The sequence below is a fragment of the Kitasatospora sp. cg17-2 genome, assembly GCF_054031055.1.
The window spans coordinates 6,441,365-6,467,664 of sequence record NZ_CM132923.1 but is presented as its reverse complement, the minus strand read 5'-3'; the positions used below and the strand labels follow the sequence as shown (position 1 = coordinate 6,467,664).

The window sequence follows — 26,300 nt, the reverse complement described above, 5'->3', positions numbered from 1 at the left end:
TCACCCGTACGGATCCTGTTGCGTGAGGGCTGATGCCGTAGTGGTCTTGCGAAGCGTTCGTGGTCGGGGGATGGGACGCGTATGGGCGTGATCATGGTCAAGCGGCCGCCCAGGGCCTATCCGCCGGCGGTGCCGGACGAGCCGGTGGAGCTGGTACCCCCGCCCGAGCTGCCCCGTTCGGGCGGCGAGGACTGGGTGATGAGCATCCTGCCGATGCTCGGCATGGGCGGTTCGGCGGTGTTCTTCTTCGCCCCCGGCGCCCAGGCCCCGATGAAGATCATGGGCGGTCTGATGATCGTCTCGACGGTCGGCATGGCGCTCGCCCAGATCGTCCGGGCCCGCAAGGGCGGCTCCACGGCCACCGCGGACGAGCGGCGCGACTACCTCAAGTACCTCCAGCAGATGCGCCGCCAGGTGCGCCGGACCGCCGAGCGCCAGCGCGGCGCGCAGCTGTTCCTGAACCCCGAGCCGGACCAGCTCTGGTCGATCGTCGCCGACGGCCGGCGGCTGTGGGAGCGGCGGGGCGGCGACGCCGACTTCGCGCAGATCAGGGTCGGCCGCGGACCGGTCCAGCTGTCCACCCCGCTGGTCGCGCCGCAGACCGCGCCGATGGACGAGCTGGAGCCGCTCTCGGCGGCCGCGATGCAGACCTTCCTGAACGCCCACGGCACCCTGCAGGACCTGCCGTTGGCGATCTCGCTGCGCGCCTTCTACCACATCACGGTCTGCGGCGACCCGGACACCGTGTACGGCAACGTCCGGGCGATGATCGCCCAGCTGACCACCCTGCACTCGCCGGACGACCTGCTGATCACGGTCGCCGCGGCGCCCGGCGCGGTGGACGAGTGGGAGTGGGTCAAGTGGCTCCCGCACAACCAGCACCGCAAGGAGAACGACGGCGCCGGCTCCCGCCGGCTGATCGCCACCGGACTCGGCGACCTGGAGCTGCTGCTCCAGGACGAGCTGGCCGGTCGCCAGCGGTTCGTCCGGGACGCCGCCCCGGCCGCCGACCAGCCGCACATCGTGGTCGTCATGGACGGCGCCTCGGTACCGCACGACTCGCTGCTGGCCGGCGCCGAGGGCGTGCACGGGGTGACCATCGTCGAGGTGGTCCCGGGCGACCTGGACGAGCCGAGCGGGCACCTGATCGTCACCGTCTCGCCGGACGCGCTGGTGCTGCGCTCCGCCTCGGGCGCCACCTACACCGGCAAGCCGGACACCCTCGGCGCCTGGCAGTCCGAGGCGCTGGCCCGGCAGCTGGCGCCGTACCGGGCCTCGGCCGGCGGTGACGACGAGCCGCTGCTGTCCAACCTGGACTTCACCGACCTGATGAACTCCGGCGACCCGGGCTCCTTCGACGTGACCCGCAGCTGGCGGCAGCGGGCGCAGCACGAGCGGATGCGGGTGCCGATCGGTGTCGGGGCCGGCGGCGAGCACGTGTACCTGGACCTCAAGGAGGCCGCGCTGGAGGGCATGGGCCCGCACGGCCTGTGCGTCGGCGCGACCGGCTCCGGCAAGTCCGAGCTGCTGCGCACCCTGGTGCTGGCGCTGGCGATGACGCACTCCTCGGAGACGCTGAACTTCGTGCTCGCCGACTTCAAGGGCGGCGCGACCTTCGCGGGCATGGCGGACATGCCGCACACCTCGGCGGTGATCACCAACCTGGAGGGCCAGCTCACCCTGGTCGACCGGATGCGGGACGCCATCGAGGGCGAGCTCAACCGGCGCCAGGAGCTGCTGCACCGGGCGGGCAACTACGCGAACATCCACGAGTACGAGCGGGCCCGGGCGGCCGGCGCGGCGCTGGACCCGCTGCCCTCACTGGTGCTGATCATCGACGAGTTCTCCGAACTCCTCACCGCCAAGCCCGACTTCATCGACATGTTCATCCAGATCGGCCGGATCGGCCGGTCCCTCGGGGTGCATCTGCTGCTGGCCTCGCAGCGCCTGGAGGAGGGCAAGCTGCGCGGCCTGGACACCTATCTCTCCTACCGGATCGGTCTGCGCACCTTCTCGGCGGCCGAGTCGCGGGCCGCGATCGGCGTTCCGGACGCCTACCACCTGCCGCCGGTGCCGGGTGTCGGCTACCTGAAGTTCGGCACCGATGTGATGGAGCGGTTCAAGGCCGCCTACGTCTCCGGGGCCTACCGGGCACCGGGGCAGCAGCGGTCGACCGGCGGCCGGCTGGTGTCCGCGCGGCCGGTGCGGTTCACCGCGGCCGAGGTGCCGGTGACCGAGCCGCTGGTGCAGGAGGAGGTCGAGCCGCTGGTCGAGGAGCAGGACGACGCCCTGGCGGACACCGTGCTGGACGTGTTCGTGCAGCGGATGGCGGGCCAGGGCCCGGCCGCGCACCAGGTGTGGCTGCCGCCGCTGGACACGCCGCCGAGCGTGGACCAGCTGCTGCCGCCGCTGCAGGCGACCGCCGAGCGCGGGCTGACCGCGCCGCAGTCCGGCACGCTGGGCCGGCTGCGGGTGCCGGTCGGCATCGTCGACAAGCCGCGCGACCAGAAGCGGGACATCCTCGAACAGGACTACGCGGGCGCGGCCGGCCACGGACTGGTGGTGGGCGGCCCGCGCTCCGGCAAGTCGACGATGATCCGCACCACGGTGGCCTCGTTCGCGCTCACCCACACGCCGCTGGAGACGCAGTTCTACCTGCTGGACTTCGGCGGCGGCGGCTTCCAGTCGCTCCAGGACCTGCCGCACGTCGGCGGGGTGGCCGGGCGGCTGGACGCGGAGAAGGTCCGCCGGATGGTCTCCGAGGTGCACGGGGTGCTCAACCGGCGCGAGGAGCTCTTCCGCAGCACCGGGATCGACTCCATCGGCACCTACCGGGCGCGCCGGGCCGCCGGCGCGCTGCCGGACGAGCGGTTCGGCGACGTCTTCCTGGTGATCGACGGCTGGAACACCTTCAAGCAGGAGTTCGAGGCGCTGGAGCCGGTCGTCGGCGACATCGCCCAGCGCGGCCTCGGCTACGGCGTCCACCTGATCGTCACCGCGGCCCGGTACGCCGAGGTCCGCCCGGCGCTCAAGGACCTGCTGCAGAACCGGACCGAGCTGAAGCTCGGCGACGCGATGGAGTCCGAGGTGGACCGCCGGGTGGCGCAGGCCGTACCGGCCCAGCCGGGCCGGGGCGTCACCCCGGACCGGCTGCACTTCCTCACCGGCCTGCCCCGGCTGGACGGCTCCGACTCGGTGGAGGACCTGCAGAACGGTGTGGCCGGGCTGGTCCGGGCGGTCGCCGGGGCCTGGACCGGTCCGCGCGCGCCGCAGGTGCGGATGCTGCCGACGGTGCTGGACGGGCAGTCGCTGCCGAAGGGCTTCGAGCACCCGGAGCGGGGTGTCGCCTTCGGCGTGGACGAGGCGGAGCTGGCACCGGCCTTCGTCAACTTCGAGACCGATCCGCTGTTCATCGTGTTCGGCGACACCGAGTCCGGGAAGTCCGCGCTGCTGCGGATGCTGGTCAAGCAGATCACCGAGCGGTACACCCCGGACCAGGCGGGGATCGTGGTCGGCGACTACCGGCGCGCGCTGCTCGGCGTGGTCCCGCCGGAGTACCTGGTCGAGTACGCCGCCGCGCAGCCGGCCATGAACTCCGTGGTCGAGATGCTGCGCGGGGCCTGCTCGCGCCGGCTGCCCGGGCCGGACGTGACCGCGGAGCAGCTGCGCAACCGCAGCTGGTACAGCGGCAAGGACATGTTCGTGGTGGTGGACGACTACGAGCTGGTGGCGACCTCCTCCGGCAATCCGCTGGCCGCGCTGGCGGAGTTCCTGCCGTTCGCGCGCGACATCGGGCTGCGGGTGGTCGTCGCGCGCAGCGCGGGCGGCGCCGGGCGCTCGCTGTACGAGCCGTTCATGCAGCGGATGCGGGAGCTGGGCGGGCAGGGCGTCCTGCTGTCCGGCAACCGGGACGAGGGCCCGCTGCTGGGCAACGTCAAGCCGCAGGCGCTGCCGCCGGGCCGGGGCGTGTTCGTCTCGCGCCGGGTGACCAGCGGGCAGATGGTGCAGACGGGCTGGCTGCCGGCACCGTAACGGCGGGCCTGTCGTCACGGAGCGTGCTCGAAGGGGACGGATCCTCGGGGTCCGGCCCCTTCGGCGTCCCGGGTGTCGAAACGTTACCTAGATCTTTCCGCCGGAGGGCTGCGGTTCCCGTACCCGGTGGAGGACCGGGCCTACGGCCAGGGCACTTCCGGTCGACCTGCCTCCGCATCCGGTCCAGACCTTGGATTGAGGCGCGCAACACCGCGTTCACCTTGGATTCAAGTGCTATGTGGCGAAAGTAACAAGTCGGACATGCATAGTGATGACGATAAGTGATCATCAGATCGCATGTCTATGCGGATCGGCGCAACGGATTCCGAAGCAATTCCGGCATTGACGCGATCGATACGGCCAAGGTTCCATGACGGCCCGGGAGCGACAGGACCAGAACCGAGCAGACAGCCAGCGGAGGCGATACCGCTCCCTCTCCAGGACCGCACAGAGCCGATCGGATGCCCCGATGACCGACACGCTTCGCCCACCGACCGCCGCGGCCCCCGGCCCGACCGTCGAGGGCACCCCCGCCGCCTCGCAGACGCTCAAGCGTTCGATCGGCGTCGTGGGCGGCACACTGCTCACGCTGTCCTGCGTCACCCCGGCCTCCACGCTCTTCGTGATCGTCCCGGAGCTGTTCTCCAGCATCGGCAGCGCCACCGCGCTGGCCATCGCGATCGGCTCGGTGCTCTGTATCGCGGTCGCCTTCTGCTACTCCGAGCTCGGCACCCTGATCCCCAGCGCCGGCGGCGAGTACGCCATGGTCGGCACCCTGGCCGGACGGCTGGCCGGCTGGCTGGTGTTCGTGCTCTCGCTGATCGTGGTGATGATCGTCCCCTCGGTCATCGCCCTCGGCACCGCCGACTACCTGGCCCCCGTCCTGCACGTGGACAAGCCGCTGGCCGGCGCCGCGGTGATGCTCGCCGCCACCCTCGCCGGCCTGCTGGACCTGCGCGCCAACGCCTGGATCACCGGCGTCTTCCTGGTGCTGGAGGTCATCGCCGCCGGCGTGGTGTCGGTGCTCGGCTTCGCCCACGCCAACAGCGGCGCGCCCAGCATGCTGCACGGCGTGGTCACCGGCGAGGACGGCGTCACCACCACGGTGAGCATCGGCGCGATCATCGGCGCCCTCGGCATCGCGCTCTTCATCACCCAGGGCTTCTCCACCGCCGTCTACCTCTCCGAGGAGCTGGAGAACCCGCGCCGCAACGTGTCCCGCACCGTGCTGTGGACGCTGGCGATCTCCGCCGCCGTCATCCTGGTCCCGGTCGCCGCCATCACCATGGGCGCCCCCGACCTCGCCACCCTGAGCTCCGGCGACATCTCCGGCCTGGTCACCTCCTGGAGCAACTCGGCCGTCGGCACCTTCATCAGCCTCTGCGTCGCGCTGGCCATCATCAACGCCGGCATCGTCATGGTCATCCAGAACTCCCGGGTGCTGTTCGCCTCGGCCCGCGACAAGGCGTGGCCCGAGCCGGTCAACAAGGCCTTCGGCACCCTCGGCCGGTTCGGCTCCCCGTGGGTCGCCACCCTGGCCGTCGGCCTCCCGGGCGCCGCGCTCTGCTTCGTCAAGGGCGAGCTGCTGAGCGAGATCACCGGCGTCGCCGTCACCGGGATGTACCTGCTGGTCGCGATCGCCGCGCTGCTCTCCCGCCGCAACCAGCACAAGCACGCCGCCGCCTGGCGGATGCCGCTGTGGCCGGCCGTCCCGGTGGTGCTGATCGTGGTGCTGGTCTACGTGATCACCCAGCTGGACACCGTGCCGCTGCTGTGGACCGGCGGCATCACCGCCGTCGCCACCCTCTACTGGCTGCTCTACCTGCGCCCCCGGCAGGACACTCGCTGGGTGATCACCGTCCCCGAGGACCAGCAGGCCTGACCGCCGCCCCCGAAGACCCCCACCCCTCCCCCACACGGCAGTGCCCCGGGCTCCCCCTGGCCCGGGGCACTGCCGCGTCCGCTCGCCGCCTCGCGCGGTTCCGGTCCAGGGCTCAGGGACGGCGGCGGTGGTCGCGGAGGACGACGCCACCGCCGATCAGCAGGGCGACCAGCAGCGCCCCCACCCCCAGGACGTACGTCGCGGTCCGGCCGTCGCGGTCGGCCTGGGTCTCGCCGAGGCCGAGCGGGCGGGGCACGATCGGGGCGGACGCCAGCTGCACCGGCGGGTCCTCGGCCGGCTTGTCCGGCGGCGCCGCGGGCGCGGTGGTGACGGCCTTCACCGGGTCGACCACACCCCAGCCGATGTACTCGTTCGCCTTGTGGTCGGTGCGCTGCGCGGTCTGCTCGATCCAGGCGCGCACCTGGCTCGGCTTCCATTCCTTGTGCGCGCCGACCAGCAGCGCCGCCAGCCCGGCCACGTACGGCGCGGCGAAGCTGGTGCCGTTGTCCACGCACTGCCCGCCGCGCGGGACGGTGGAGAGCATGTCGACGCCGGGGGCCGCGACGTCCACGAAATCGCCGTACTGGGAGAAGTAGGTGCGCTCGTTGTTGCGGTCGGAGGCGCCGACGGCGAGCACGGTGCGGAAGGCCGCCGGGAAGGTGTCGCCCCTCTTGCCGTCGTTGCCGGAGGAGGCGACCACCACCACACCCCGGTTCTCCGCGTTGTCGACCGCGGCCTTCAGCTCCTCGTAGCCGACGAAGCGGGTGTCGGCCGCGCCGCGCACGTCCTGCGAGATGTTGATGACCTTGGCGCCCTGGGCGACGGCCGAGTTGACGGCGTCCACCAGCGAGTGCACGTCGCCGTTGCCCTCGGCGTCGTTCTGCCGGATGGACAGCACGCTGGCGCCCGGGGCGATGCCGACGAAGCCGGTCCGGTCGCTGCGGGAGGCCGCGATGATGCCGGCCACCTTGGTGCCGTGGCCGACCAGGTCGTCCTTGCCGCCGCCCTCGACCCGCTTGCCCTCCTTGTCCTTGAGCAGCGAACCGCCGTCGAGGACCTTGTCGGCCAGCTGCGGGTTCTGGTCGTCCACCCCGGTGTCGATGACCGCGACCAGGACGCCCGCCCCGGTGGTCGCGCCGCCCTGCCAGAGCTCGTCCAGCACCATCCGCTGCAGCGACCACGGCACGGCCTGCACGTTCTGCGCGTTCTTGCCGCACTCCCCCGACGCCGAGACGCCCGGCCCCTCGGCCGCCGCCGGCACCGTCAGCGGGCCGCCGAGCACCGTGAGCGCGGCCACCGCCGCGGCCGCCGTCCGGTACCTGACCACCGGCACCCTGCCACCCCTCATGTCGTCCACCTGGTCGTGCGGTCGCGCCAAAGGCGGGTGCCCGCACGGGACACCCGCCCTTCGGCGCGTGGTACTGGGGCCGCGAACCGTCAGCCGGTCCAGAGGGTGGCGTTGCGGTTCTCGGTGTTCTGGTAGCTGGAGGCCGCGCTGTCCAGGGACTTGGCGATCGACTCCAGCACCTGCTGGAGGTGCTCGGCGCGCTGGTCCCACTTGGCCTGGTGGGCCTGGTAGCCCTGCTGGGCGGCGCCCTCCCAGCTACCGGAGATCTTGGTGACGCCGGCCTTCAGCTCCTCGAGCTGGGCCTTGATCGTCCCCGCGGTCCGACGGACCTCCGAGCTGGCGTTCTTGATGGTCTCGAAGTTGACCAGAATGTGTTCGGCCACGATGTCTCCTAGTCGAGGCTGCGAGGCACCCCATCACCCGAGGGGTGCGTCGCCGGGTGAACGGACAGAGCTGAGGATCAGGACGCGGCCGCGGAACCGAAGATCGCCTGCTGGTCGGCGTCCGCCTGCGAGTACTTCTGGGTCGTGAGCTCGATCGCGTCCTTGATGGCGCGCAGCGACTTGTTCAGCTCCTGGGCGTCGGTGTTGAACTGACCCTGGAGGTTGGTGTACGCCTGCGCGGCCTGGCCCTGCCAACCACCGGTGATCGAACCCACCAGGTTGTTGAGACCGTTGATCTCGGTGTTGATCTGGTTGATGACCTCGTCCATGTGCTTGGCGAAAGCCAGCATCTCCTGAGCGGTCGTCTTGAACTGACCCATGCTCTACCGTCCCCCATGAGACAGACCTTGAGTCCGGAGGGATCGTTTCCGGCCCCCCGGGCACCACCGGTGTGATGTCCTGCAGCACTGTAGTCGGCACACGCAGCTCGCCCAACACCGGGCGACGGTCGGTTACCAAGCCATGACATCATGGCCAATTCCTTTGCGGGCAGCGGGGCGAGACCCCACCGCGGCCGTCAGGCGTTCTGCTGCTGGGCCGCGCTCCTGGCGTTGAGCGCCGGGCCGACCGGCACCAGGTTCGACCACTGCTGCGGCACCGGCGCCGGCTGCAGCCCCTGGTAGCCCAGCCGGGCCTGGTTGCCGCCCAGCTCCTCGGGCTGCGGCGGGCCGGACGGGGTCGCCGGCTGCCCGGACGGCCCCTTCGACGCACCCGGCGGCGCGGGCGCCGGAGCCGACGGCTGGCCGGGCTGGGCGGACGGCGTGCTCTGGCCGCCCTTGCCGCCCTCGCTGCTGGCCGGCACCGCGTAGCGCAGACCGGTCTCGGTGATGAGGAAGTCCGTGCCGGAGCCGTCCATGGCGTTGTCCAGCGCCCGGTAGAACAGGCCGTGACCGGGCGTCACATGCGCGGTCGACGTGCCGTTGCCGTACCGCACCGGGTACTCCGTCCCGGCCCAGACGCTGCGCCGCGGCGTCCGGCCGTCCTCCGCGACCCCGTCGAAGGTGCTGCAGACCACCGCCCGGGCGTCCTTCGGCGCCTGCCAGGAGTTGGCCGGCGCGCCCGTCCGGGTCGGCCAGTCGGCGGCGCCCTCGGCCATCAGCGGCACACTGCTGTTGACGGTGGCGTGCTCGGCCGGGGTGAGGTCGTCGATCCGCGGGCTCTTGTTGGCGTCCTGGTTGTACAGCGGCTGCAGCAGCGGGTTCTGCCGGACCAGCTCCGCCTGGAACTGGCTGACCAGCAGCAGCTGGCTCTTCCCCACCACGTAGTACTTCTCGCCGAACCGCACCAGCCGGCCGACCTTGCGGTCCTCCGGGTTCTGCAGCGGCACCGAGGAGTTGGCCGTCCTGGTGTCCGGGACCAGCCCGTCGATCCGCGGGAAGACGATGTCGCTGCCCGGCGCCAGGGTGTCCAGCCAGTCCTTCTTCACCTTCTGCGGCACGGCCGTCGACCCGAACACGGCCCACATCAGCTGCGAGCGGGTGGTGTCGGAGTCCTCCGGGCCGCCGATCGCGTGCCGGCGTCCCTTGCTGTCCACCAGGAACACCTTCAGCTTGCCCTGGCCGGCGGCCGGACCGGAGGCCGTCACCTGCGGGTCGTCCGCCTGCTGCACCAGCAGCGCCTGGCCGACGTCCAGCATCCGGTCCTTCGCCCCGAGCACCTCCGCGTCGGCGCCGCCCGCCACGAACACCGCCTGGTCGACGGTGCTCCCCTGCTCGTCGCCCGGCCGGTCGCAGACCGACCACTTCATCGGCCGGCTCGCGTTCTCCTTGCTCGGCAGCTTGTCCGGCGCGTACGGGATGCCGATCGTCGGACCGTGGTTGGGATAGCGGTCGAGCACGCCGTCGTCGACCACCACGACCTTGCTGTCCACCGGCAGCACCAGCCGCGCCGAGGCCATGTTCAGCACCTGGTGCAGCCGCTTGGTCCTCCCGTCCGGATCGACCAGCACCACGTAGCGGGTGGTGCTCTGCTTGCCCTGGACGATGTACTTGCCCTCGTCCCAACCCACCGGCGCGCTCGGCCTGAACACCCCCCACAGGCCGAAGCCTCCGATCACCAGCGCCCCCACCAGCACGCTCGGCAGGATCGCCTTCACCGGGCGCGGCGCGTCCTCGTCGCTCCCCCCGCCGCCGGGCAGCAGGAAGGCTCCGACCGTGCGCTTGCGGGCGAAGGTGTAGGCGTTCAGCTCGTCCCGGCGCGATGCCATGCTCGTCGTCTCCCCTGTCGGACCCTGCTCCCCGTGGCCTGCCACCCCCCGGGCGAGAACGGGCTCGAACCCTCTACGATGCGGCAGCAGACGGTGAGTACGGTACGGGTACGGTTCACGCACCGGCCAGCCGGGCCGCGACAACCGACCAGAGAGGGGCACTCGGGGGATGCCGAACCAGACCGTTCCGGGGCGCCGGAGCACGTCACGGGGCAGAGGTCCGCGCCGCTCCGCGCGCCGCGACGGGACCGACACCGCGGGCTCCCCCGCCCCGGGCCGCGCCGACGGAGCCCAGGGGCCCGTCACGGTCCGCGTCCACCCCCGGCCCGGGCTGCTCGGCAGCCGGCTGAGGCTCCAGCAACTCGTGCTGGTCGAGGTCGCGGTGGCCCTGGTCGCGGTCGGCTGGACGATCAGCAGGGCGGTCGCCGCCGGCTTCGGCGCGGTCGCCCTCGCCCTGGTCGCGCTGGCCCTGGTGCCGCTGCGCGGCCGCACCCTCCCCGAGGCGCTGCGGGTGCGCGCGGCGCTCAAGGCCCGGCGCAAGCGGGCCCGCACCCACCTCCCGCCGCCCGGCACCGACCCGGCGCTCGCGCCCGCCCTGGAACTCGAACCCGCGCTGCGCACCTGCACCCACGCGACCGAGGCCGACCTCGGCGGCCGACCGGTGCGCCGGGAGACCGGCATGGTCGGCGACGGCACCTTCCTCAGCGCCGTCCTGCTCGTCCAGGCCAAGGACCTGCCGCTGCGTCCGGACCGCACCGCCCGGCCGCTGCCGCTGGACGTGGTCTGCTCGGCGCTGCGGGTGGACGACATCGCCCTGGAATCGGTCCAGCTCGTCCAGCACACCCAGCCGGCGCCCGCGCCGCACCTGCCCGAGCAGTCGCTGGCCGCCCGCGCCTACCGGGAGCTCGCCGACGGCACCGCCACCCCCGCGCTGCGGCTCACCTGGGTCGCGCTCAAGCTCGACCCGGAGCGGGCCGCCACCGCGGTGCGCGCCCGCGGCGGCGGCGAGACGGGTGCCCGCAAGGCGCTCCAGCGGGTCACCGACCAGCTGGCCGGGCGGCTGAACAGCGCCGGGTTCGACGTCACCGTGCTCGACGAGCGCGAGCTGATCGCCGCCCTCGCCATCTCCACCTGCGTCAACCCGCTGGCCACGACGGTCCGGCAGGGCACCGGCAGCGGCGGCGGCAGCGGACGGCGCACCCAGGAGACCAACCGGTTCTGGCGGGTCGACGACCGCTGGCACAGCACCTACTGGATCTCCCGCTGGCCGCAGCTGGGCCGCCCCGGCGGCGCCCCCGGCCGGATCGCCGTCCCCGATCTGGTGAACCTGGTCACCGGCGCGCCCGCGCTGGCCAGCACCTTCAGCCTGACCGCCGGTCACGGCACCGGCGGCTCGGTCACCCTCAGCGGCCACGTCCGGGTCACCGAGCGCAGCGAGAGCGAGGCCGTCGAACTCGGCCGGCAGCTGGAGGCCCGGGCCCAGAGCGCCGGACTCGGCCTGGTCCGGCTCGACCTGGAGCAGGCACCCGGCGTGCTCGCCACCCTGCCGCTGGGAGGTGCCTCCTGATGGCACAGCAGTCCTATCCCGCTCCCGCCCCGCGGACCGGCGCGGAGCCGGCGCCCCGGACCGGGCGCCGGCTGCTGCCCGGCTTCGGGCTGCGCGGCCCGCGCCGGGAGAAGCACGTGCTCACCCTCGCCGAGCTCGACGCGCTGTCCTTCCCGGTCGGCGACGACGGCGTGCTGATCGGCGAGGACGTGCACCGCTCCCGGCCCGCCGTGCTCGGCCTGTTCCGGCCCAGCTCCTACGACCTGGTGCTGGTCGGCGGCCTCTGGACGGCGCAGGTCATCGCGCTGCGGGCGGCCGCCACCGGCGCGCGGATCGCCGTCGAGACCGCCCGCGGCCACCTCTGGGGGCCGATGGCGCAGGCCGCGGGCGGCGGGCAGCCGTGCGTGACGGTCCACCAGCCCGGTCGGCTCGGCCCGCAGGGCGCCTCGGTCACCTCGCCGGTGCTCGTGGTGCGCGACCTCGGTGCCCGCCCGCCGCGCAGCCGGCTCTCCGCCACGCCCTGGCAGACGGTCCTGACGGTGGTGCCGCACCTGGGGCCGAACGCCTCCCGGGTGCTCAACGCGGCCGACCTGGTCGGGGTGCAGCGGGTGATGCCGGAGGAGGCCGAGCTGATCGGCCGGGTGCTCTCGCTCGGACCGGCCGAGACCGCCGCCCTGCCGTCGCTCCCGGACGACCTGACGCTGTGGACGACCCGGATGAGCCGTCAGTACGTCCGGATCGTCACCGGACAGGCGGAGCGCCAGGTCCTCGGCGGCCCGCGCCGCCTCGACTGACCCGCGCGGAGCCGGTCGGGGCCTGTGTACGGCCCGTGTGCGGCCCGGTCGGAGATGAGACACCGCCTTCAGCCGGGGGTGGCTCACGGCCTAGGCTGTGGGACGGCAACGGCACCGCGAACTTGCGGCGGCGAACACGAGGGAGCCCTAGGTGAGCAGCGATCGGGACGGCGTCTACGTCGGCGACAACGCGGCGGAGGACGACGACGACTGGTCCGACGCGCCCGATTACACTCCCCCGTCCTGGTACGTGCAGACGGACGCCGCGGGTGCTCCGGCGGCCGCGCCGGACGCCGGGGTGACGCCGGCTCCGGGCGGTGCTGCCGCAGCGGCGGCACCCGCACCCGCACCCGTTCCTGTACCCGCGCCTGTCCCCGCACCCGTCGTCGCGCCCGAGGCCGTGGTGCCGGACGCCGTGGCGCCGCCGGTCGTGGCCCAGCCGCCCGCGCAGCCCCTCGCTCCGTCGCAGGCCCAGCCTCCGGTGCAGTCCCAGCCGCCGGTGCAGTCCCCGGCGTACCCGCAGCCGCAGCCGCAGCCGGGCGAGGCTGCCGTACCGGTGGCAGCTCCGGCCCCGGCCCCCGTACCGGCGCCGGCCCCGGCCCCCGTGCCCGGCTGGCCGCCGGCCGACCCGTCCGCCGCCGCGCAGCCCGGCCCCGCCCAGCCGCCGGCCGCCGCCCCGGCTCCCCAGCCGTACCCGGCCGCGCCGCAGCAGCCCTTCGCCGCGGCGCCGGGCCAGCCCCAGCCGTTCGCCCAGGAGCCGCAGGCCTTCCCGCCGGGCCCCCAGCCCTTCGCGCAGGATCCGCAGCCCTTCGCACAGGACCCGCAGGCCGCCGCGTGGGCGGCCGCCCAGCAGGCCCAGGCCCAACCCGGCCAGCCGCAGCAGGCCGTCGTCCCGCCGCAGGCCGTCCCGCAGCAGGCCCAGCCCCAGCAGCAGCAGCCCGGACCGGCCGCGCCGCCCGCCGGCGCCGACCCGCGCGCCGGCGGCTGGCCGCAGCCCGCCGCCTACCAGCAGCCCGCGCAGCCCCAGCCGACCGCCCCGCAGTGGGGCCAGCCGCCGGCCGCGCCCGCCGCGTTCCAGCAGGCCGGTGCCCCGCAGCAGACCGCGCACGGCGCGCCGCTCGGCTACACCGCCGCCGTCGAGCTGTCCTCGGACCGGCTGCTGCGCAGCCAGCCGAAGCAGCAGCGGCAGCAGCCCCGGTTCCAGTTCGGCGGCAAGGCCGCGGCCGCCGAGAAGGCCCGCCGGCTGGAGATCATCCGGACGCCGGTGCTCAGCTGCTACCGGATCGCGGTGATCAGCCTGAAGGGCGGCGTCGGCAAGACCACGACCACCACCGCCCTGGGCGCCACCCTGGCCAGCGAGCGCCAGGACAAGGTGATCGCGATCGACGCCAACCCGGACGCCGGCACGCTCGGCCGCCGGGTCAAGCGGCAGACCGGCGCGACCATCCGCGACCTGGTGACGGCCATCCCGCACCTGCGCAGCTACATGGACATCCGTCAGTTCACCTCCCAGGACCTCCACTCCGGTCTGGAGATCCTGGCGAACGACGTCGACCCGGCCGTCTCGACCACCTTCAACGACTCGGACTACCGCCAGGTCATCGACGTGCTGGGCCGCCAGTACCCGATCATCCTGACCGACTCCGGGACCGGTCTGCTGTACAGCGCGATGCGCGGGGTGCTGGACCTCGCCGATCAGCTGATCATCGTCTCCACGCCCAGCGTGGACGGCGCCTCGTCCGCCTCCACCACCCTGGACTGGCTCTCCGCGCACGGTTACGCCGACCTGGTGCAGCGGTCGATCACGGTGGTCTCCGGGGTCCGCGAGACCGCGAAGATGATCAAGGTCGAGGACATCGTCGCGCACTTCCAGACCCGCTGCCGCGGCGTGGTCGTGGTGCCGTTCGACGAGAGCCTGGCGGCCGGCGCCGAGGTCAACCTCGACATGATGCGGCCCAAGGTCCGCGAGGCCTACTTCGAGCTGGCCACCCTGGTCGCCGAGGACATCGTCCGGGCCCAGCAGACCGCCCAGCAGAACGGCTGGCAGCAGCAGGTCCAGCCGCAGCCCGCCCAGCCGCAGCCCCCGGCACCGGGCTACCCGCAGCCCCAGCCCGGACCGCAGGGCCAGCCCCCGTACGGCCAGCCGTACCCGTCCCCCCAGCCGCCGCAGCCCGGCCAGCACGCCCCGCAGCCCGGCACGCCGTGGGCGCCGCAGCCCGGCCAGGTCCCGCCGCCCCCGCCCGGCTACGGCTACCCGCCGCAGCAGAGCGCCCCGCCGCAGCCGCCGGCGCCCGAGTGGCAGCAGCCGCCCGCGCCGCCGGCCGGCGGCGCCTACGGCCACCCCGGCCCCGAGGAGGGCCACCAGCCGCCCCCGCCCCCCGGCTACGGATACCCGCCGCCGCCCGCGCCGCCGCAGCAGTAGCAGGAGCAGGAGCAGTAACGACGGACGCGCGAGGGCCCGCCGACCTCGGTGGTCGGCGGGCCCTCGCGCGTGCTCCGGCACGCCGTCCGGCGCGGCGGTCGGCGTGGTGTCCGTCAGCCGGCGTCGGTCAGCTCCCGGGCCCGCTTCACGTCGTCGGCCATCCGGTCCAGCAGTGCCTCGATGGAGTCGAACTTCTCCATCCCGCGCAGGTACACCAGGAACTCCACCGCCACGTGCAGCCCGTAGAGGTCCAGGCCGACCCGGTCGATGGCGTACGCCTCGACGGTGCGCGCGGTGTTGTCGAAGGTCGGGTTGGTGCCCACCGAGATCGCGGCCGGCATCCTCTCGCCGTCCGCCGTCAGCCAGCCCGCGTACACACCGTCGGCCGGGACGGCGCTGTGCGGCACGGTGTCCACGTTGGCGGTCGGGTAGCCCATCTCGCGGCCGCGCTGCGCGCCCCGCACCACCTCGCCCTCCACCCGGTGCGGGCGGCCCAGCACCTCCGCCGCCCCGGCCACGTCGCCGGACGCCACCAGCCGGCGGGTCAGGGTCGACGAGAACGGTTCGCCGTCACCGACGGTGCCGCGCACCTGGAGGTCGACGACCTCGACGCCGCAGTCCGCCGCCCGGCCCAGCTCGGCCAGCAGGGCGACGTTCCCGGCCGCGCGGTGGCCGAAGCGGAAGTTCGGCCCCTCGACCACCAGGCAGGCGTGCAGGGCGTCCACCAGCACCTGCCGGAAGAACTCCTCCGGCGACTCCTTGGAGAACTCGGTGGTGAACGGCAGCACCAGCACGGCGTCGACGCCCAGCTCCTCGATCAGCTCCGCCCGGCGCGGCTGCGGGGCGAGCAGCGGCGGGTGGGTCCCCGGACGGACCACCTCGCTGGGGTGCGGGTCGAAGGTGACCACCACCGAGCGCACCCCCCGCTCGCGGGCGCGCTCGACCACCCGGTTGATGATCAGCTGGTGTCCGCGGTGCACCCCGTCGAACGAGCCGATGGTGACGACGCTGCGTCCCCAGTCAGCGGGGATCTCCTCCAGGCCACGCCAGCGCTGCACCTGACCGCTCCTTGTTCCCTACGGCGCGTACCTTCTGTACGCTCAAACGCTCAAAACCCGAACCCCTATAGCGTGCCATGCGCCTGTCCGGAGTTCGGCACCGGAAGGCAGGTTGGCCGAACCGCCGGGTGCCGGACTCCCCCGCCCGGCGGCCGGGCGGCCCCGGCGCCACCGGCCCGCTCGGCCTCCGCCGCCGCGTACCGAGGGTCCCGACCGGCCGCGACCAGGGCGCGCAGCCGGTCCAGCCGGGGCCCCACCGGACGGGCCGGACGCTCGTCCTCCGGCCAGCGCGCCAGCAGCGCGGCGAAGGCCGCCGACCGGCCGGCGCAGCGCACCAGCAGCCCGTCCGCGCCCGGCAGCGCGGCCGCCACCCGGACCACCACCGCCCGGGCCCGGACCGGCCGCTCCGCCGCACAGTGCTCGGCCAGCCCCGCGAGCGCGGCGGCCAGCACCTCCGGGTCCCCCTCGGTGGCCAGCAGGGTGTCCAGCAGCTCGCAGCGCAGCGCGTCCGCCACCGGATCCGGCACCGGGCGGGACAGCACCTCGGCGAACGGCCGGCGGACCGCCGCCGCCCGGGCCGCCAGGGCCCCGCTCAGCAGCACCCGCAGCTCCAACCGGGCGACGGCGCCCTCGACCGCACCGCGCGCCAGCCGCCGGCCCAGGTAGTCGACGGCGACCGGCCCGGCCAGTTCCGGCCGTTCGCGCAGCAGCCGGGCGGCGAACTCGGCGCCCCGCCGGGCGGCCAGCGGCGCCCGGGCGTCCGCCAGCACCCGCAGCGTCCCGGCCACCGGCGCGCCCGGCCGCGCCGCCGCGCCGGGCCCGCCCAGACGGTCGGCCAGCGCGGCCAGGACCGGCTCCGGGTCGCTCTCCAGCGCGGGGGCCAGCGCCCGCGCGGTCAGGAAGCGGTCCTCGCCGCCCCGGTACACGTCCAGCGCCGACCGCAGATGGACGGCCCGGCTCGCCGGCTCCCGCAGCAGCAGGGCCAGCGCGGCGCCGTGCAGGGCCAGCTCGTCCTCCCTGGCCAGCAGGGCCAGCGCGGAGAACCGCAGCAGCTCCGGCCCGGCGCCGCGGGCGTACGGGGCGACGTGCAGCGCGTGCACCGCGGCGGCCACATGGCGCTCGGGCCGGGGGTCGTGGCTCCAGCGGTCGACCGCCCGGCAGAGCGCCGAGGGCTCCTCGACGGCCAGCACCGCGAGCAGCGCGTCCGCCCTCGGGTGCGCGGCCGCGGCCAGCACCTCGGTCAACTCGTCCAGGGCCAGGGACCGGTGGGCGAACAGCAGGTCGTGCGCGAGGTCGGCGACGGTGCTCCCGGGGCGGGCCGGCAGACCGCGCGGATCGTCGAACCATCCGCACAGCAGTGGCAGCACCGCCGGCGGATCGGCGCGCAGCCGGGCGGTCACCGCGGCGAGGAACGGCCGGTCCGGTCCGTCGGCGGCCACCAGCCGGCGGAACAGGGCGAGTTCGGCCTCCGGCGGCAGTCCGAGAGCGGACCAGAAGGACGGTCCGAACCGGCCCAGGCCCTCCGTCGGCAGCCGTTCGAACCCACCTGCGGCCGCCGACCGTTCGACGATCCGTTCGGCCAACTGCTCCAGCAGCGAGCGGTGTTCGGCGAGGTCGGGACCGGCGGCCAGTCCGGCGACCAGCAACCGCCCGGCCCACCAGCCGGGTTCGCTGCCGGCCGGGCGCAGATCCACGGCCCGCCAGATCCGGTGCAGCCAGGGATCCAGCGCCGGGGCGCCCCAGGTGAGGCCGACCCGCCGCAGCGCCGCGACCACCGGGCCGATCCGGTGCCGCGGCACGGTGCGGATCCCCGCCGGCGGGCCCCCGCCGGGCCCGGGGGGAGTGTCCTCGGCCTCGCCCAGCAGCAGCCGCAGCGCCGCGTCCAGGTCCAGGTGCAGGCCCTGCAGCCAGTCGGCGAACTCCCCGTGCGCGAAGCGGTAGCCGGGCCCGGCCGGTACGAACAGCCCCTCCGCCAGCACCGCCGTCGCCCAGCCGCCCGCCACCGGGAACAGCTCCTCGAACACCGCCCGCGGCAGACCGCCCTGCTCGGCGCCCAGCATCCGCCGCGCCGCCTCGTGCACCCGGCCGGCCACCGCCGCCGCCGTCCGGCGCACCCGCCCGGCGGACACCCCGGCGGGCGGGACCGCGCCCCGGCGGTGGGCGCCGGGCCGCCGGGGCCGGCCGTCCTCGGCGAGCCGCTGGGCCACCCGCAGGCAACACAGGTCGAGGTGGGCGGCGAACAGCCCGGTACGGCCCACCGGCTCCCCGCGCAGCCCCTCCGCCCACAACTGCCCAGCCAGCCGGACCGCCAACGGGTGCCGGGCGTCCTCCGCCGCCGGCCAGCCGGGCGGCACCCCGTACCGGCGCCGCACCCGCTCCGCCGCCTCGGCGGGCAGCGGCCCCAGACGCCGCACCACCACCCGGACGGCGCCCGCGCCGCGCCCCGGCCCGCCGGGCGGCCCTCCTACCGCTGCTCCGAACACTGCTCCGGTCGCTGCTCCCAACGGCGGGCCGAGCGGCGTTCCGACCGGCACCAGGAACTCGCCCTCGGCCCCGCCCGGCGCCAGCCGCTCCCAGGCCTCCGCCCCGCAGACGACCAGCAGCCGGGCCCCGCCCGCCGCCAGCCAGTGCGCCGAGGCCCGCAGCCAGTCGGCGTCCAGCGGTACCGGCGACTCCTCCGGGCCGTCCAGCACCACCAGCAGCGGCCGCCCGGCCGCCGCGCAGAGCGCGGCCACCGCCCCGGGGCCGGTCGGCGCCGGCACCCCCAGCTCCGCCGAGGCCGCCCACAGGGCCCGCTCCACCGCGTCGGCGAGCGAGGCGTCCCCCGGCCCGAGGTCGGCGCCGCGCAGCCACACCGTGGGCCGGGGGCTCTCGCCGTCCCCGCGCCGTACGGCGACGGCCGCCGCCTCGGTGCTGCGGCCCGTGCCGGCCGCCCCCACCAGGGCCACCACCCCGACCTCCGGCGCTCCGCCGGGCTCGGAACGGCCGCCGCCGGACCAGCCGCCGCCGGAAGGACCGCCGGCGGAAGGAGCGCCGTCGGAAGGACCGTGGCCGGACGGACCGCCGCCGGAGGAACAGCCGTCCACCAGCAGGTCGGCCCACTCCGCGAGCCCGTCCGGCCGGTCCACCCGGTCGGCCGCCAGCGCGGCGACCCGGTCCGGCCCGGCCCCCGCCGCGGCCAGCTGGGCGGCGGACAGCCGCAGCACCCCGGCCGGATTGAGCGCGCTCCCGTAGGCGGGCACCCCGGCCGCGTTGCGCGCCAGCGCCTCGGCGAGTTCCGGCACGTCCACTCCGACGGCGGTCACCGGAACGGCGGTGGGCGGCCCGGGCCGCCCCGGGGTCCGCAGGCCGGGCGCGACCACGGCCACCACCGTGCCAGTGGCGGCGTCCAGCACCGGTGCCCCGGCCGGGACGAGCGCCGCGTCGGCCGCCGAGGGCACGTCGAGCAGCAGGACACCGTCGATCAGGTGGAAGCGGTCGCCCTGCGGGTACACCGCCCCGGTGGTCGCCGCGAGGCCGCAGCGCAGCAGGACCGTCCGCCCGTCCGCGCGCCCCTCGCCCCGGACCTGGACGGGCACCAGCAGCACGGCGCCGTCCCCGGCCACCGGCGGCGGGGCGACGGGCAGCGGCGGCACCGGCAGTCCGCCGACGCTGTCGGTGCGCAGCAGGGCCAGCCCCTGGCCGGGCAGCGGCCGGACGTGGTCCGGGCCCAGGACCCTGGTCTGGCCCCCGAGGAGGTGCAGCACGATCCCGTCGAGTCCGGCGACCGTCTCGTGCGCGGTGAGGACGGTGCCCAGCGGGTCGAGCACGAAGCCCAGGCCCCGCGGCCGACCGTCCCGGTCGTGGATCCGCAGCAGCCGACGGCCGGGGTCGCCCGCCGCCGTGCCGTCGTCCTCCCCCGGCAAGCCCCTGAAGCCCAGCAGTCCCGGCATGCCCGCAGCCCTCCCCGCAGGGCCGGCCGGCCCTGGAGTGGACGCGTCGCGGCGACCTGCGCGCCGCGGGGGAGCCTGCCCGGCACGGTCGCGGACCGACCGCGCCCACGCCGTTCACGACCTCGGTTCACCTCGTGCGCTCCCCCGCGCGGGTGAATGTCCGCCCGAGGAAGCGCCGACGCCGCCCCCCCCAGCACGCCGGTCCGGCCGCGGACCGACCCCGGTCCGGCCCCGGCTCAGCCGACGAAGACGGCGACCGGCCTGGCCTGGCCGGCCTGCTCCTCCACCAGCGCCAGGAAGGTGCCGTCGGGGCCGAACACCGCGATCGGACCGTCCACGCCCATGCCCGGAGCCTTCAACCGGGCGCCGTGGGACAGCTGCTTCGCCTGGTCGGCGTCGAGGTCCCAGCGCGGGAAGGCGGCCGCCGCCGCGGCGGCGATCGGCAGCACCTCCAGCCCGGTGGCCCCGTCGCCGGTCACCGAGGCCTCCAGCTGCTCCAGGGTGTACGCCGACTCCACCCCGTACGGCCCGACCCGGGTGCGCCGCAGCGCGGTGAGGTGCCCGCCGACGCCGAGCCCGGCGCCGAGGTCCCGGGCCAGCGCCCGGATGTAGGTGCCGGAGGAGCACTCCACGGTGACGTCCAGGTCGACCACCGGCGTGCCGTCCTCCGCGACCGAGGCCCGCCGCTCGTGCACGGTGAAGGAGTGGACGGTGGTCGGCCGCGCGGCCAGCTCGAAGTCCTCGCCCTCGCGCACCCGGGCGTAGGAGCGCTTGCCGTCGATCTTGATCGCGCTGACCTTGGACGGCACCTGCATGATCTCGCCGGTGAGCGCCGCGACGCCGGCGGCGATGGCCTCCGCGGTCACCCCGTCGGCCGGGGTCGAGGCGGTGACCTCGCCCTCCCGGTCGTCGGTGACGGTGGTCTGGCCGAGCCGGACGGTCGCCTCGTAGGTCTTGGCGGTGAGCATCAGATGGCCGAGCAGCCGGGTGGCCCGCTCGACCCCGATCACCAGGACACCGGTGGCCATCGGGTCGAGGGTGCCGGCATGGCCGACCTTCCGCGTCCCGGCCAGCCACCGGAGCTTCGCGACCACCCCGTGCGAGGTGATGCCCTCCGGCTTGTCGACGATGACCAGGCCGTCCGGACCGGTGCCTTTGCGCTTCATCAAGTTCTCTCTGTCAAAGCCCTGTACAAAACGATCAACCACAGGCTGCCAACCTACCGACCGCACGGCCCCGCCCACCACGCAGCACGGCTGGCAGCCGGCGGCCGTCGGCGGGGCGGGCGGATCAGTCCCGGCCGGCCCGCAGCGCGGCGCGGAACCGCCGCACCACCACGTCCACGTCCTCCCGGGCGGAGAACCCGGCCGCGTAGACGTGGCCGCCGCCGCCCAGCTCCGCGCAGGCGGCCGCGACGTCCACCGCGCCCTTGGAGCGGGAGGAGCCGCGCAGGGTGCCGTCCGGGTCCTGCTTGAGCACCAGCGCCACCTCGGCCTCGGCCGGGCGGCGCAGGATGTCGATCAGACCCTCGATCTCCTCGACGGTCACGCTGAACAGCACCAGCTCCTGGTACGGCACCCAGGTCCACACCAGGCCGAGGCCGTCCGCCGCGTCCGGCTCGTAGACGGCCCGGTCGAGCGCGCCGGCCAGCACCTTGAGGTAGCCGAACGAGGAGGTGTCCCACAGCTGCCGCGAGATGAGGTCGTGCCGGATGCCGGTCGCCAGCAGCCGCCCGGCCAGCTCGTGGGTCGCGGGCGTGGTCGCCCGGTACCGGAACGAGCCGGTGTCGGTCGCGACACCGGTGTACAGGCAGGTGGCCAGCGCCTGGTCCAGTTCGACGCCCAGCCGGCGCAGCAGCTCGTCCACCAGCACGGCGGTCGCCGGGGCGTCCGGATCGATCAGCTGGTGGGTGCCGAAGCCGGGGTTGGAGGCGTGGTGGTCGAGGACGACCAGCACCGGGGCCGCGAAGGCCTTGTCGTGCAGGAGGCCCAGCCGGCTCTCCGCGGCGACGTCGAAGCAGAGCACCAGCTCGGGGGTGTCGGGCACCGCCGAGGCCGGCACGATCAGCTCCTGGCCGGGCAGGAAGGCCAGCGACTCGGGGACGATCTGCGGATCGTCGCCGAACGAGACCCGGACCTCCTTGCCGAGGCCCTTCAGCGCCAGCCCGGCCGCCAGCGCGGAGCCGAGCGCGTCGCCGTCCGGGCAGATGTGGCAGATCAGGTCGATCGAGCGGGCCCGGCCGATCTCGGCGACCACCTGCTGCCACAGCAGCTCGAATCCGCTCTCCTCGGCGCGCGGCCCCGGAAGCACCGCGAGGGCACCCTCCACCGTGTCGGTGGAGGATGCCCCCGTGGTCGAACCGGTACCGGCCGCCGAACCGGCCGCCGCCGGCTCACCCGCCATGACTACTCGTCCTCGTCGTCACGCTCGGACGCCGGAACCTTGTACGGGTCCGCGTCGCCGGCGAAGACCGCGCCCGCGGCGCTGGTGCGCACCGCGGCGTCGATGGCCCTGGCCCGGTCGAGCAGATCGTCGATGTTCCTGGCGTTCTCCGGCAGGGCGTCCGCGACGAAGGTCAGCGTCGGGGTGAAGCGCACCCCGGTCTGCTTGCCGACCTCGGAGCGGAGCACGCCCTTGGCGCTCTCCAGCGCTGCGGCCGTGGCCTCGCGCTCGGTGTCGTCACCGTAGACCGTGTAGAAGACGGTGGCCTCGCGCAGGTCCCCGGTCACCCGGGCGTCGGTGATGGTCACGAACCCGAGTCGCGGGTCCTTGATCCGGCGCTCCAGGGTCTGGGCGACGACCACCTGGATGCGGTCGGCGAGCTTGCGCGCCCTTGCGGTGTCGGTCACGTTGCCTCCTCGTGCAGTGGGCCGGGTACTCGGGCGTGCTGCGCACCCATCGGGGCCCATGCCCCAAAGTACCGGCCCGCGCCCAGCCTTGTGGGCGCTCTCGGTCCTGATCTGTGTGAGAACGGCGACTCGCGCCGTCCGCGTCCACAGTTCTCATTCGTCGTCGTCGTTGTGGTAGCGCCTCCTGGCGGAGAGCAGCTGAACCTCGGGGCGGCCGGCGACCAACCGCTCACAGCTGTCCAGGATCTCGGTGATGTACCCGGCTTCGCCGGACACCACCGCGAGGCCGATCTCGGCCCGGCGGTGCAGATCCTGGTTCCCGGTCTCGGCAGCGCACACGCTGTACTTGCGCTGCAGTTCGGCCACGATGGGCCGCACGATCGACCGCTTCTCCTTGAGCGAGTGGACGTCGCCCAGCAGCAGGTCGAAGGTGAGTGTTCCCACGAACATGTGTGACAGGTCAGAGCCGACCTGGAAGGCCTCGGGGAGCGGTTCCCGAACGGGACCGCTCCCCGGACCCTACACAGCAGGACCGGGGCCGGTCGACGGAAATACCACCCGTCGACCGGCCCCGGCAGCCACTCGCTTACGCGCGCGGCTTCTCGCGCATCTCGTAGGTCTCGATGATGTCGTCGACCTTGATGTCGTTGAACGAACCCAGGGTCACACCGGCCTCGAAGCCCTCGCGGACCTCGGTCGCGTCGTCCTTGAAGCGACGCAGACCCTCGATGGTGAGGCTCTCCGCCACGACCTTGCCGTCGCGCAGCAGGCGGGCCTTGGTGTTGCGGCGGATGATTCCGTCGCGGACCAGGACACCGGCGATGTTGCCGAACTTGGAGGAGCGGAAGACCTCGCGGATCTCCGCGGCGCCGAGGCGCACCTCCTCGTACTCCGGCTTGAGCTTGCCCTTGAGGGCGTTCTCGATCTCCTCGATCGCCTGGTAGATGACCGAGTAGTACCGGACGTCCACGCCTTCCTTGTCGGCCGCGGCGCGCGCACGGCCTTCGGCGCGCACGTTGAAGCCGATGATGATGGCGTCCGAGCCCATCGCCAGGTCCACGTCGGACTCGGTGATGGCACCCACACCGCGGTGCAGGACCCGGAGCTCGACCTCCTCGCCCACGTCCAGCTTGACGAGGGCGTCCTCGAGGGCTTCCACCGAACCGGAGACGTCACCCTTGATGATGAGGTTGAGCTGCTCGATGGAGCCGGCGGCGATGGCCTTGTCCAGGTCCTCCAGGGACACCCGGACCCGACGCTGCGCGAAGGCGGCGTTGCGGTCGCGGGCCGAGCGCTTCTCGGCGATCTGGCGGGCGGTGCGGTCCTCGTCGACGACGATGAAGCTGTCGCCGGCGCGGGGCACCGAGGTCAGACCGAGCAGCAGCACCGGACGGGACGGGCCCGCCTCGGCGAGGTTGTTGCCGTTCTCGTCCAGCATCGCGCGGACGCGGCCGTAGGCGTCGCCGACCACGATCGAGTCGCCGACGCGGAGGGTACCGCGCTGCACGAGGACGGTCGCCATGGCACCGCGGCCCTTGTCGAGGTGGGCCTCGATGGCGATACCCTGCGCGTCCTGCTCCGGGTTGGCCCGCAGGTCGAGCGAGGCGTCCGCGGTCAGGACCACGGCCTCCAGCAGCTGCTCGATGTTGAGGCCCTGGCGCGCGGAGATGTCGACGAACATGGTGTCGCCGCCGTACTCCTCGGCCACCAGACCGAACTCGGTCAGCTGACCGCGGACCTTGGTCGGGTCGGCGCCCTCGACGTCGATCTTGTTGACGGCGACCACGATCGGCACACCCGCGGCCTTGGCGTGGTTGAGCGCCTCGACCGTCTGCGGCATGACACCGTCGTTGGCCGCGACCACCAGGATCGCGATGTCGGTGGACTTGGCACCACGGGCACGCATGGCGGAGAACGCCTCGTGACCCGGGGTGTCGAGGAAGGTGATCGGACGGGACTCGCCGTTCACCTCGGTGACCACCTGGTACGCACCGATGTGCTGGGTGATGCCACCGGCCTCGCCGGCCACCACGTTGGACTTGCGGATGGCGTCCAGCAGGCGGGTCTTACCGTGGTCGACGTGACCCATGACGGTGACGACCGGCGGGCGCGGGGCCAGCTGCTCCTCGTCGCCCTCGTTGGCACCGAAGTCGATGTCGAACGACTCCAGCAGCTCGCGGTCCTCGTCGTCCCGGCTGACGATCTCGAGCTGGAAGCCCATCTCGTCGGCCAGCAGCTGCAGCGTCGCGTCGGAGACCGACTGCGTCGCGGTGACCATCTCACCGAGGTTGAACATCACGGAGACGAGCGCGGCCGGGTTGGCGTTGATCTTCTCCGCGAAGTCCATCAGCGAGGCGCCGCTCGACAGGCGAACGGTCTGGCCGTTGCCGCGAGGCAGCATCACACCGCCGACGGACGGGGCCTGCATGGCCTCGTACTCCTGGCGCTTCGCCCGCTTCGACTTGCGACCACGGGCCGGACGGCCACCGGGACCGCGACCGAAGGCACCCTGCGTGCCACCACGGGCACCCGGGCCACCGGGACGGCCGCCGAAGCCACCCGGACGCGGACCGAAACCGCCGCCGCCACCCGGGGCACCGCCACCGGGACGGGGGCCGCCGAAGCCGCCACCGGCCGGACGCGAGCCCGGACCGGCCGGACGGCCCTGGAAGCCCGGACGGGCGCCACCGGCACCCGGACCACCCGGACGGCCACCGGGGCCACCCGGACCACGACCGCCACCGGGGCCGGGACGCGGGCCCGGACCGGCCGGACGCTGCGGCATCATGCCCGGGTTCGGACGCGGCATGCCCGACGGGCTCGGACGCGGGCCGGCCGGACGGGGCATGCCGTCGGGACGCGGAGCACCGGCACCGGGACCACCGGCACCCGGGGCGCCCTGGCCACCGGGACGGGGACGGTCGCCACCCGGACGGGGAGCACCGGCACCCGGAGCACCCTGACCACCCGGACGCGGACGGTCGCCACCGGGACGGGGACGGTCGCCACCCGGACGGGGAGCACCGGCACCCGGAGCACCCTGACCACCCGGACGCGGACGGTCGCCGCCCGGACGGGGACGGTCGCCACCCTGGCCGGCCGGAGCACCCGGACGCGCGCCCGGCGCGCCGGGACGGCGGTCGCCGGGGCGGGCCATACCGGTGGCACTGCCCGAGGTGAAGGGGTTGTTGCCCGGACGCGGGCCGGCCGGACGCGGGCCCGGACGGGCGCCGCTGCCGGCAGCGGGGCCACCGGCGGCGGGGCCACCGGTCGAGCGCGGGGCCTGGGCGGCCGGGCGCGGAGCCTCGGTCTCACCGGACACGGGGGCCGGCGAGGAGAACTCGGCCGCCGGAGCGGCCGGGGCCGCAGCCGCGGGACGCGGCGCCGGACGCGGACCCGGTGCCGGAGCACCGGCCGGCCGGGACGCGGGGGCGGCGGCGGGCGCGGCCGGAGCCGCGGGGGCGGCGGCCGCAGGGGTCGGACGGGGACCGGGGGTCGCGCTGGGGCGCGGACCCGGGGTCGGAGCACCCGGCTTGGGTGCGCCCGCGGCCGAACCGGCCGAGGGCTGGGGCGCCGCGGGCTTCCGCGGGCCCGGCTTGGCAGCAGAGCCACCACCGGTGGGGGCAACGCCAAGCGCGTCAGTCAACTTGCGCACGACCGGCGCCTCGATGGTCGAGGACGCCGAACGGACGAACTCGCCCAGCTCGGTGAGCTTGGCCATCACGGCCTTGCTCTCCAAACCAAGCTCCTTGGCGAGCTCGTAAACCCGGACCTTAGCCACTTCACTC

Annotated in this window: 16 protein-coding genes; 5 read left to right on the top strand and 11 right to left on the bottom strand. The window is 74.5% G+C overall.

Annotation, left to right across the window (positions count from 1 at the left end):
• The first annotated feature begins 81 nt into the window (after window positions 1-81).
• Window positions 82-4,032, top strand: coding sequence for a type VII secretion protein EccCa (gene eccCa / locus ACW14Y_RS27280; RefSeq protein WP_380442686.1), 3,951 nt, complete (start codon window positions 82-84; stop codon window positions 4,030-4,032).
• 469 nt (window positions 4,033-4,501) lie between these two features.
• Window positions 4,502-5,914, top strand: a complete 1,413-nt coding sequence (locus tag ACW14Y_RS27275; protein ID WP_380307042.1) for an APC family permease — start codon at window positions 4,502-4,504, stop codon at window positions 5,912-5,914.
• A gap of 112 nt (window positions 5,915-6,026) precedes the next feature.
• Here ACW14Y_RS27275 and mycP read toward each other — a convergent pair whose 3' ends face one another.
• The 4 genes from mycP to ACW14Y_RS27255 form a co-directional block, all read right to left on the bottom strand.
• Complete coding sequence (mycP, locus tag ACW14Y_RS27270; protein WP_456983679.1) at window positions 6,027-7,262, bottom strand: type VII secretion-associated serine protease mycosin; 1,236 nt, start codon at window positions 7,260-7,262, stop codon at window positions 6,027-6,029.
• Between the two features lie 89 nt (window positions 7,263-7,351).
• The gene (locus ACW14Y_RS27265; RefSeq protein WP_030397718.1) at window positions 7,352-7,645 is read right to left on the bottom strand and encodes a WXG100 family type VII secretion target; all 294 of its coding nucleotides are present in this window, start codon (window positions 7,643-7,645) and stop codon (window positions 7,352-7,354) included.
• Between the two features lie 77 nt (window positions 7,646-7,722).
• Entirely contained in the window at window positions 7,723-8,025 is a 303-nt protein-coding gene (locus ACW14Y_RS27260; protein ID WP_045941337.1) for a WXG100 family type VII secretion target, read from the bottom strand.
• A 197-nt stretch (window positions 8,026-8,222) separates the two neighbouring features.
• Complete coding sequence (locus tag ACW14Y_RS27255) at window positions 8,223-9,911, bottom strand: type VII secretion protein EccB (RefSeq protein ID WP_380307046.1); 1,689 nt, start codon at window positions 9,909-9,911, stop codon at window positions 8,223-8,225.
• A gap of 169 nt (window positions 9,912-10,080) precedes the next feature.
• On the opposite strand from ACW14Y_RS27255, the gene eccE reads away from it, so the two are divergent.
• From eccE to ACW14Y_RS27240, 3 genes are all read left to right on the top strand, one after another.
• Entirely contained in the window at window positions 10,081-11,478 is a 1,398-nt protein-coding gene (gene eccE / locus ACW14Y_RS27250; protein WP_456983678.1) for a type VII secretion protein EccE, read from the top strand.
• On the top strand, window positions 11,478-12,251 hold the full coding sequence (locus tag ACW14Y_RS27245; RefSeq protein ID WP_380307050.1) for a hypothetical protein: 774 nt from the start codon (window positions 11,478-11,480) through the stop codon (window positions 12,249-12,251). Before eccE ends, ACW14Y_RS27245 begins: the two co-directional genes overlap by 1 nt.
• Window positions 12,252-12,402: 151 nt before the next feature.
• Window positions 12,403-14,673 (top strand): MinD/ParA family ATP-binding protein, encoded by a 2,271-nt coding sequence (locus tag ACW14Y_RS27240; protein WP_456983677.1) that lies wholly within the window; start codon window positions 12,403-12,405, stop codon window positions 14,671-14,673.
• A 113-nt stretch (window positions 14,674-14,786) separates the two neighbouring features.
• Here the strand turns inward: ACW14Y_RS27240 and ACW14Y_RS27235 are convergent, their stop codons facing one another.
• From ACW14Y_RS27235 to infB, 7 genes are all read right to left on the bottom strand, one after another.
• A complete protein-coding gene (locus ACW14Y_RS27235) occupies window positions 14,787-15,731 on the bottom strand; it encodes a bifunctional riboflavin kinase/FAD synthetase (protein WP_078896655.1) in 945 nt (314 codons plus the stop codon).
• Between the two features lie 65 nt (window positions 15,732-15,796).
• Window positions 15,797-19,663 (bottom strand): serine protease, encoded by a 3,867-nt coding sequence (locus ACW14Y_RS27230; RefSeq protein ID WP_456983676.1) that lies wholly within the window; start codon window positions 19,661-19,663, stop codon window positions 15,797-15,799.
• 236 nt (window positions 19,664-19,899) lie between these two features.
• Window positions 19,900-20,829 (bottom strand): tRNA pseudouridine(55) synthase TruB, encoded by a 930-nt coding sequence (gene truB, locus ACW14Y_RS27225; protein ID WP_380312086.1) that lies wholly within the window; start codon window positions 20,827-20,829, stop codon window positions 19,900-19,902.
• Between the two features lie 124 nt (window positions 20,830-20,953).
• Window positions 20,954-22,066: a DHH family phosphoesterase gene (locus ACW14Y_RS27220; protein WP_380312084.1), complete on the bottom strand. Its 1,113-nt coding sequence runs from the start codon at window positions 22,064-22,066 to the stop codon at window positions 20,954-20,956.
• Window positions 22,067-22,068: 2 nt separating this feature from the next.
• A complete protein-coding gene (gene rbfA, locus ACW14Y_RS27215; protein WP_266274451.1) occupies window positions 22,069-22,512 on the bottom strand; it encodes a 30S ribosome-binding factor RbfA in 444 nt (147 codons plus the stop codon).
• 153 nt (window positions 22,513-22,665) lie between these two features.
• Window positions 22,666-22,962, bottom strand: a complete 297-nt coding sequence (locus ACW14Y_RS27210) for a DUF503 domain-containing protein (RefSeq protein WP_266274452.1) — start codon at window positions 22,960-22,962, stop codon at window positions 22,666-22,668.
• Between the two features lie 136 nt (window positions 22,963-23,098).
• Entirely contained in the window at window positions 23,099-26,293 is a 3,195-nt protein-coding gene (gene infB / locus ACW14Y_RS27205) for a translation initiation factor IF-2 (protein WP_380305062.1), read from the bottom strand.
• Window positions 26,294-26,300 lie beyond the last annotated feature (7 nt).

Bases quoted from the DNA above. Each gene is read 5' to 3' on its own strand.
- ACW14Y_RS27220 (WP_380312084.1), bottom strand. From the start codon at position 22,066: ATGGCGGGTGAGCCGGCGGCGGCCGGTTCGGCGGCCGGTACCGGTTCG.
- ACW14Y_RS27245 (WP_380307050.1), top strand. From the start codon at position 11,478: ATGGCACAGCAGTCCTATCCCGCTCCCGCCCCGCGGACCGGCGCGGAG.
- ACW14Y_RS27230 (WP_456983676.1), bottom strand. From the start codon at position 19,663: ATGCCGGGACTGCTGGGCTTCAGGGGCTTGCCGGGGGAGGACGACGGC.
- ACW14Y_RS27260 (WP_045941337.1), bottom strand. From the start codon at position 8,025: ATGGGTCAGTTCAAGACGACCGCTCAGGAGATGCTGGCTTTCGCCAAG.
- mycP (WP_456983679.1), bottom strand. From the start codon at position 7,262: ATGAGGGGTGGCAGGGTGCCGGTGGTCAGGTACCGGACGGCGGCCGCG.
- ACW14Y_RS27210 (WP_266274452.1), bottom strand. From the start codon at position 22,962: ATGTTCGTGGGAACACTCACCTTCGACCTGCTGCTGGGCGACGTCCAC.
- ACW14Y_RS27255 (WP_380307046.1), bottom strand. From the start codon at position 9,911: ATGGCATCGCGCCGGGACGAGCTGAACGCCTACACCTTCGCCCGCAAG.
- ACW14Y_RS27275 (WP_380307042.1), top strand. From the start codon at position 4,502: ATGACCGACACGCTTCGCCCACCGACCGCCGCGGCCCCCGGCCCGACC.
- eccCa (WP_380442686.1), top strand. From the start codon at position 82: ATGGGCGTGATCATGGTCAAGCGGCCGCCCAGGGCCTATCCGCCGGCG.
- truB (WP_380312086.1), bottom strand. From the start codon at position 20,829: ATGAAGCGCAAAGGCACCGGTCCGGACGGCCTGGTCATCGTCGACAAG.
- eccE (WP_456983678.1), top strand. From the start codon at position 10,081: ATGCCGAACCAGACCGTTCCGGGGCGCCGGAGCACGTCACGGGGCAGA.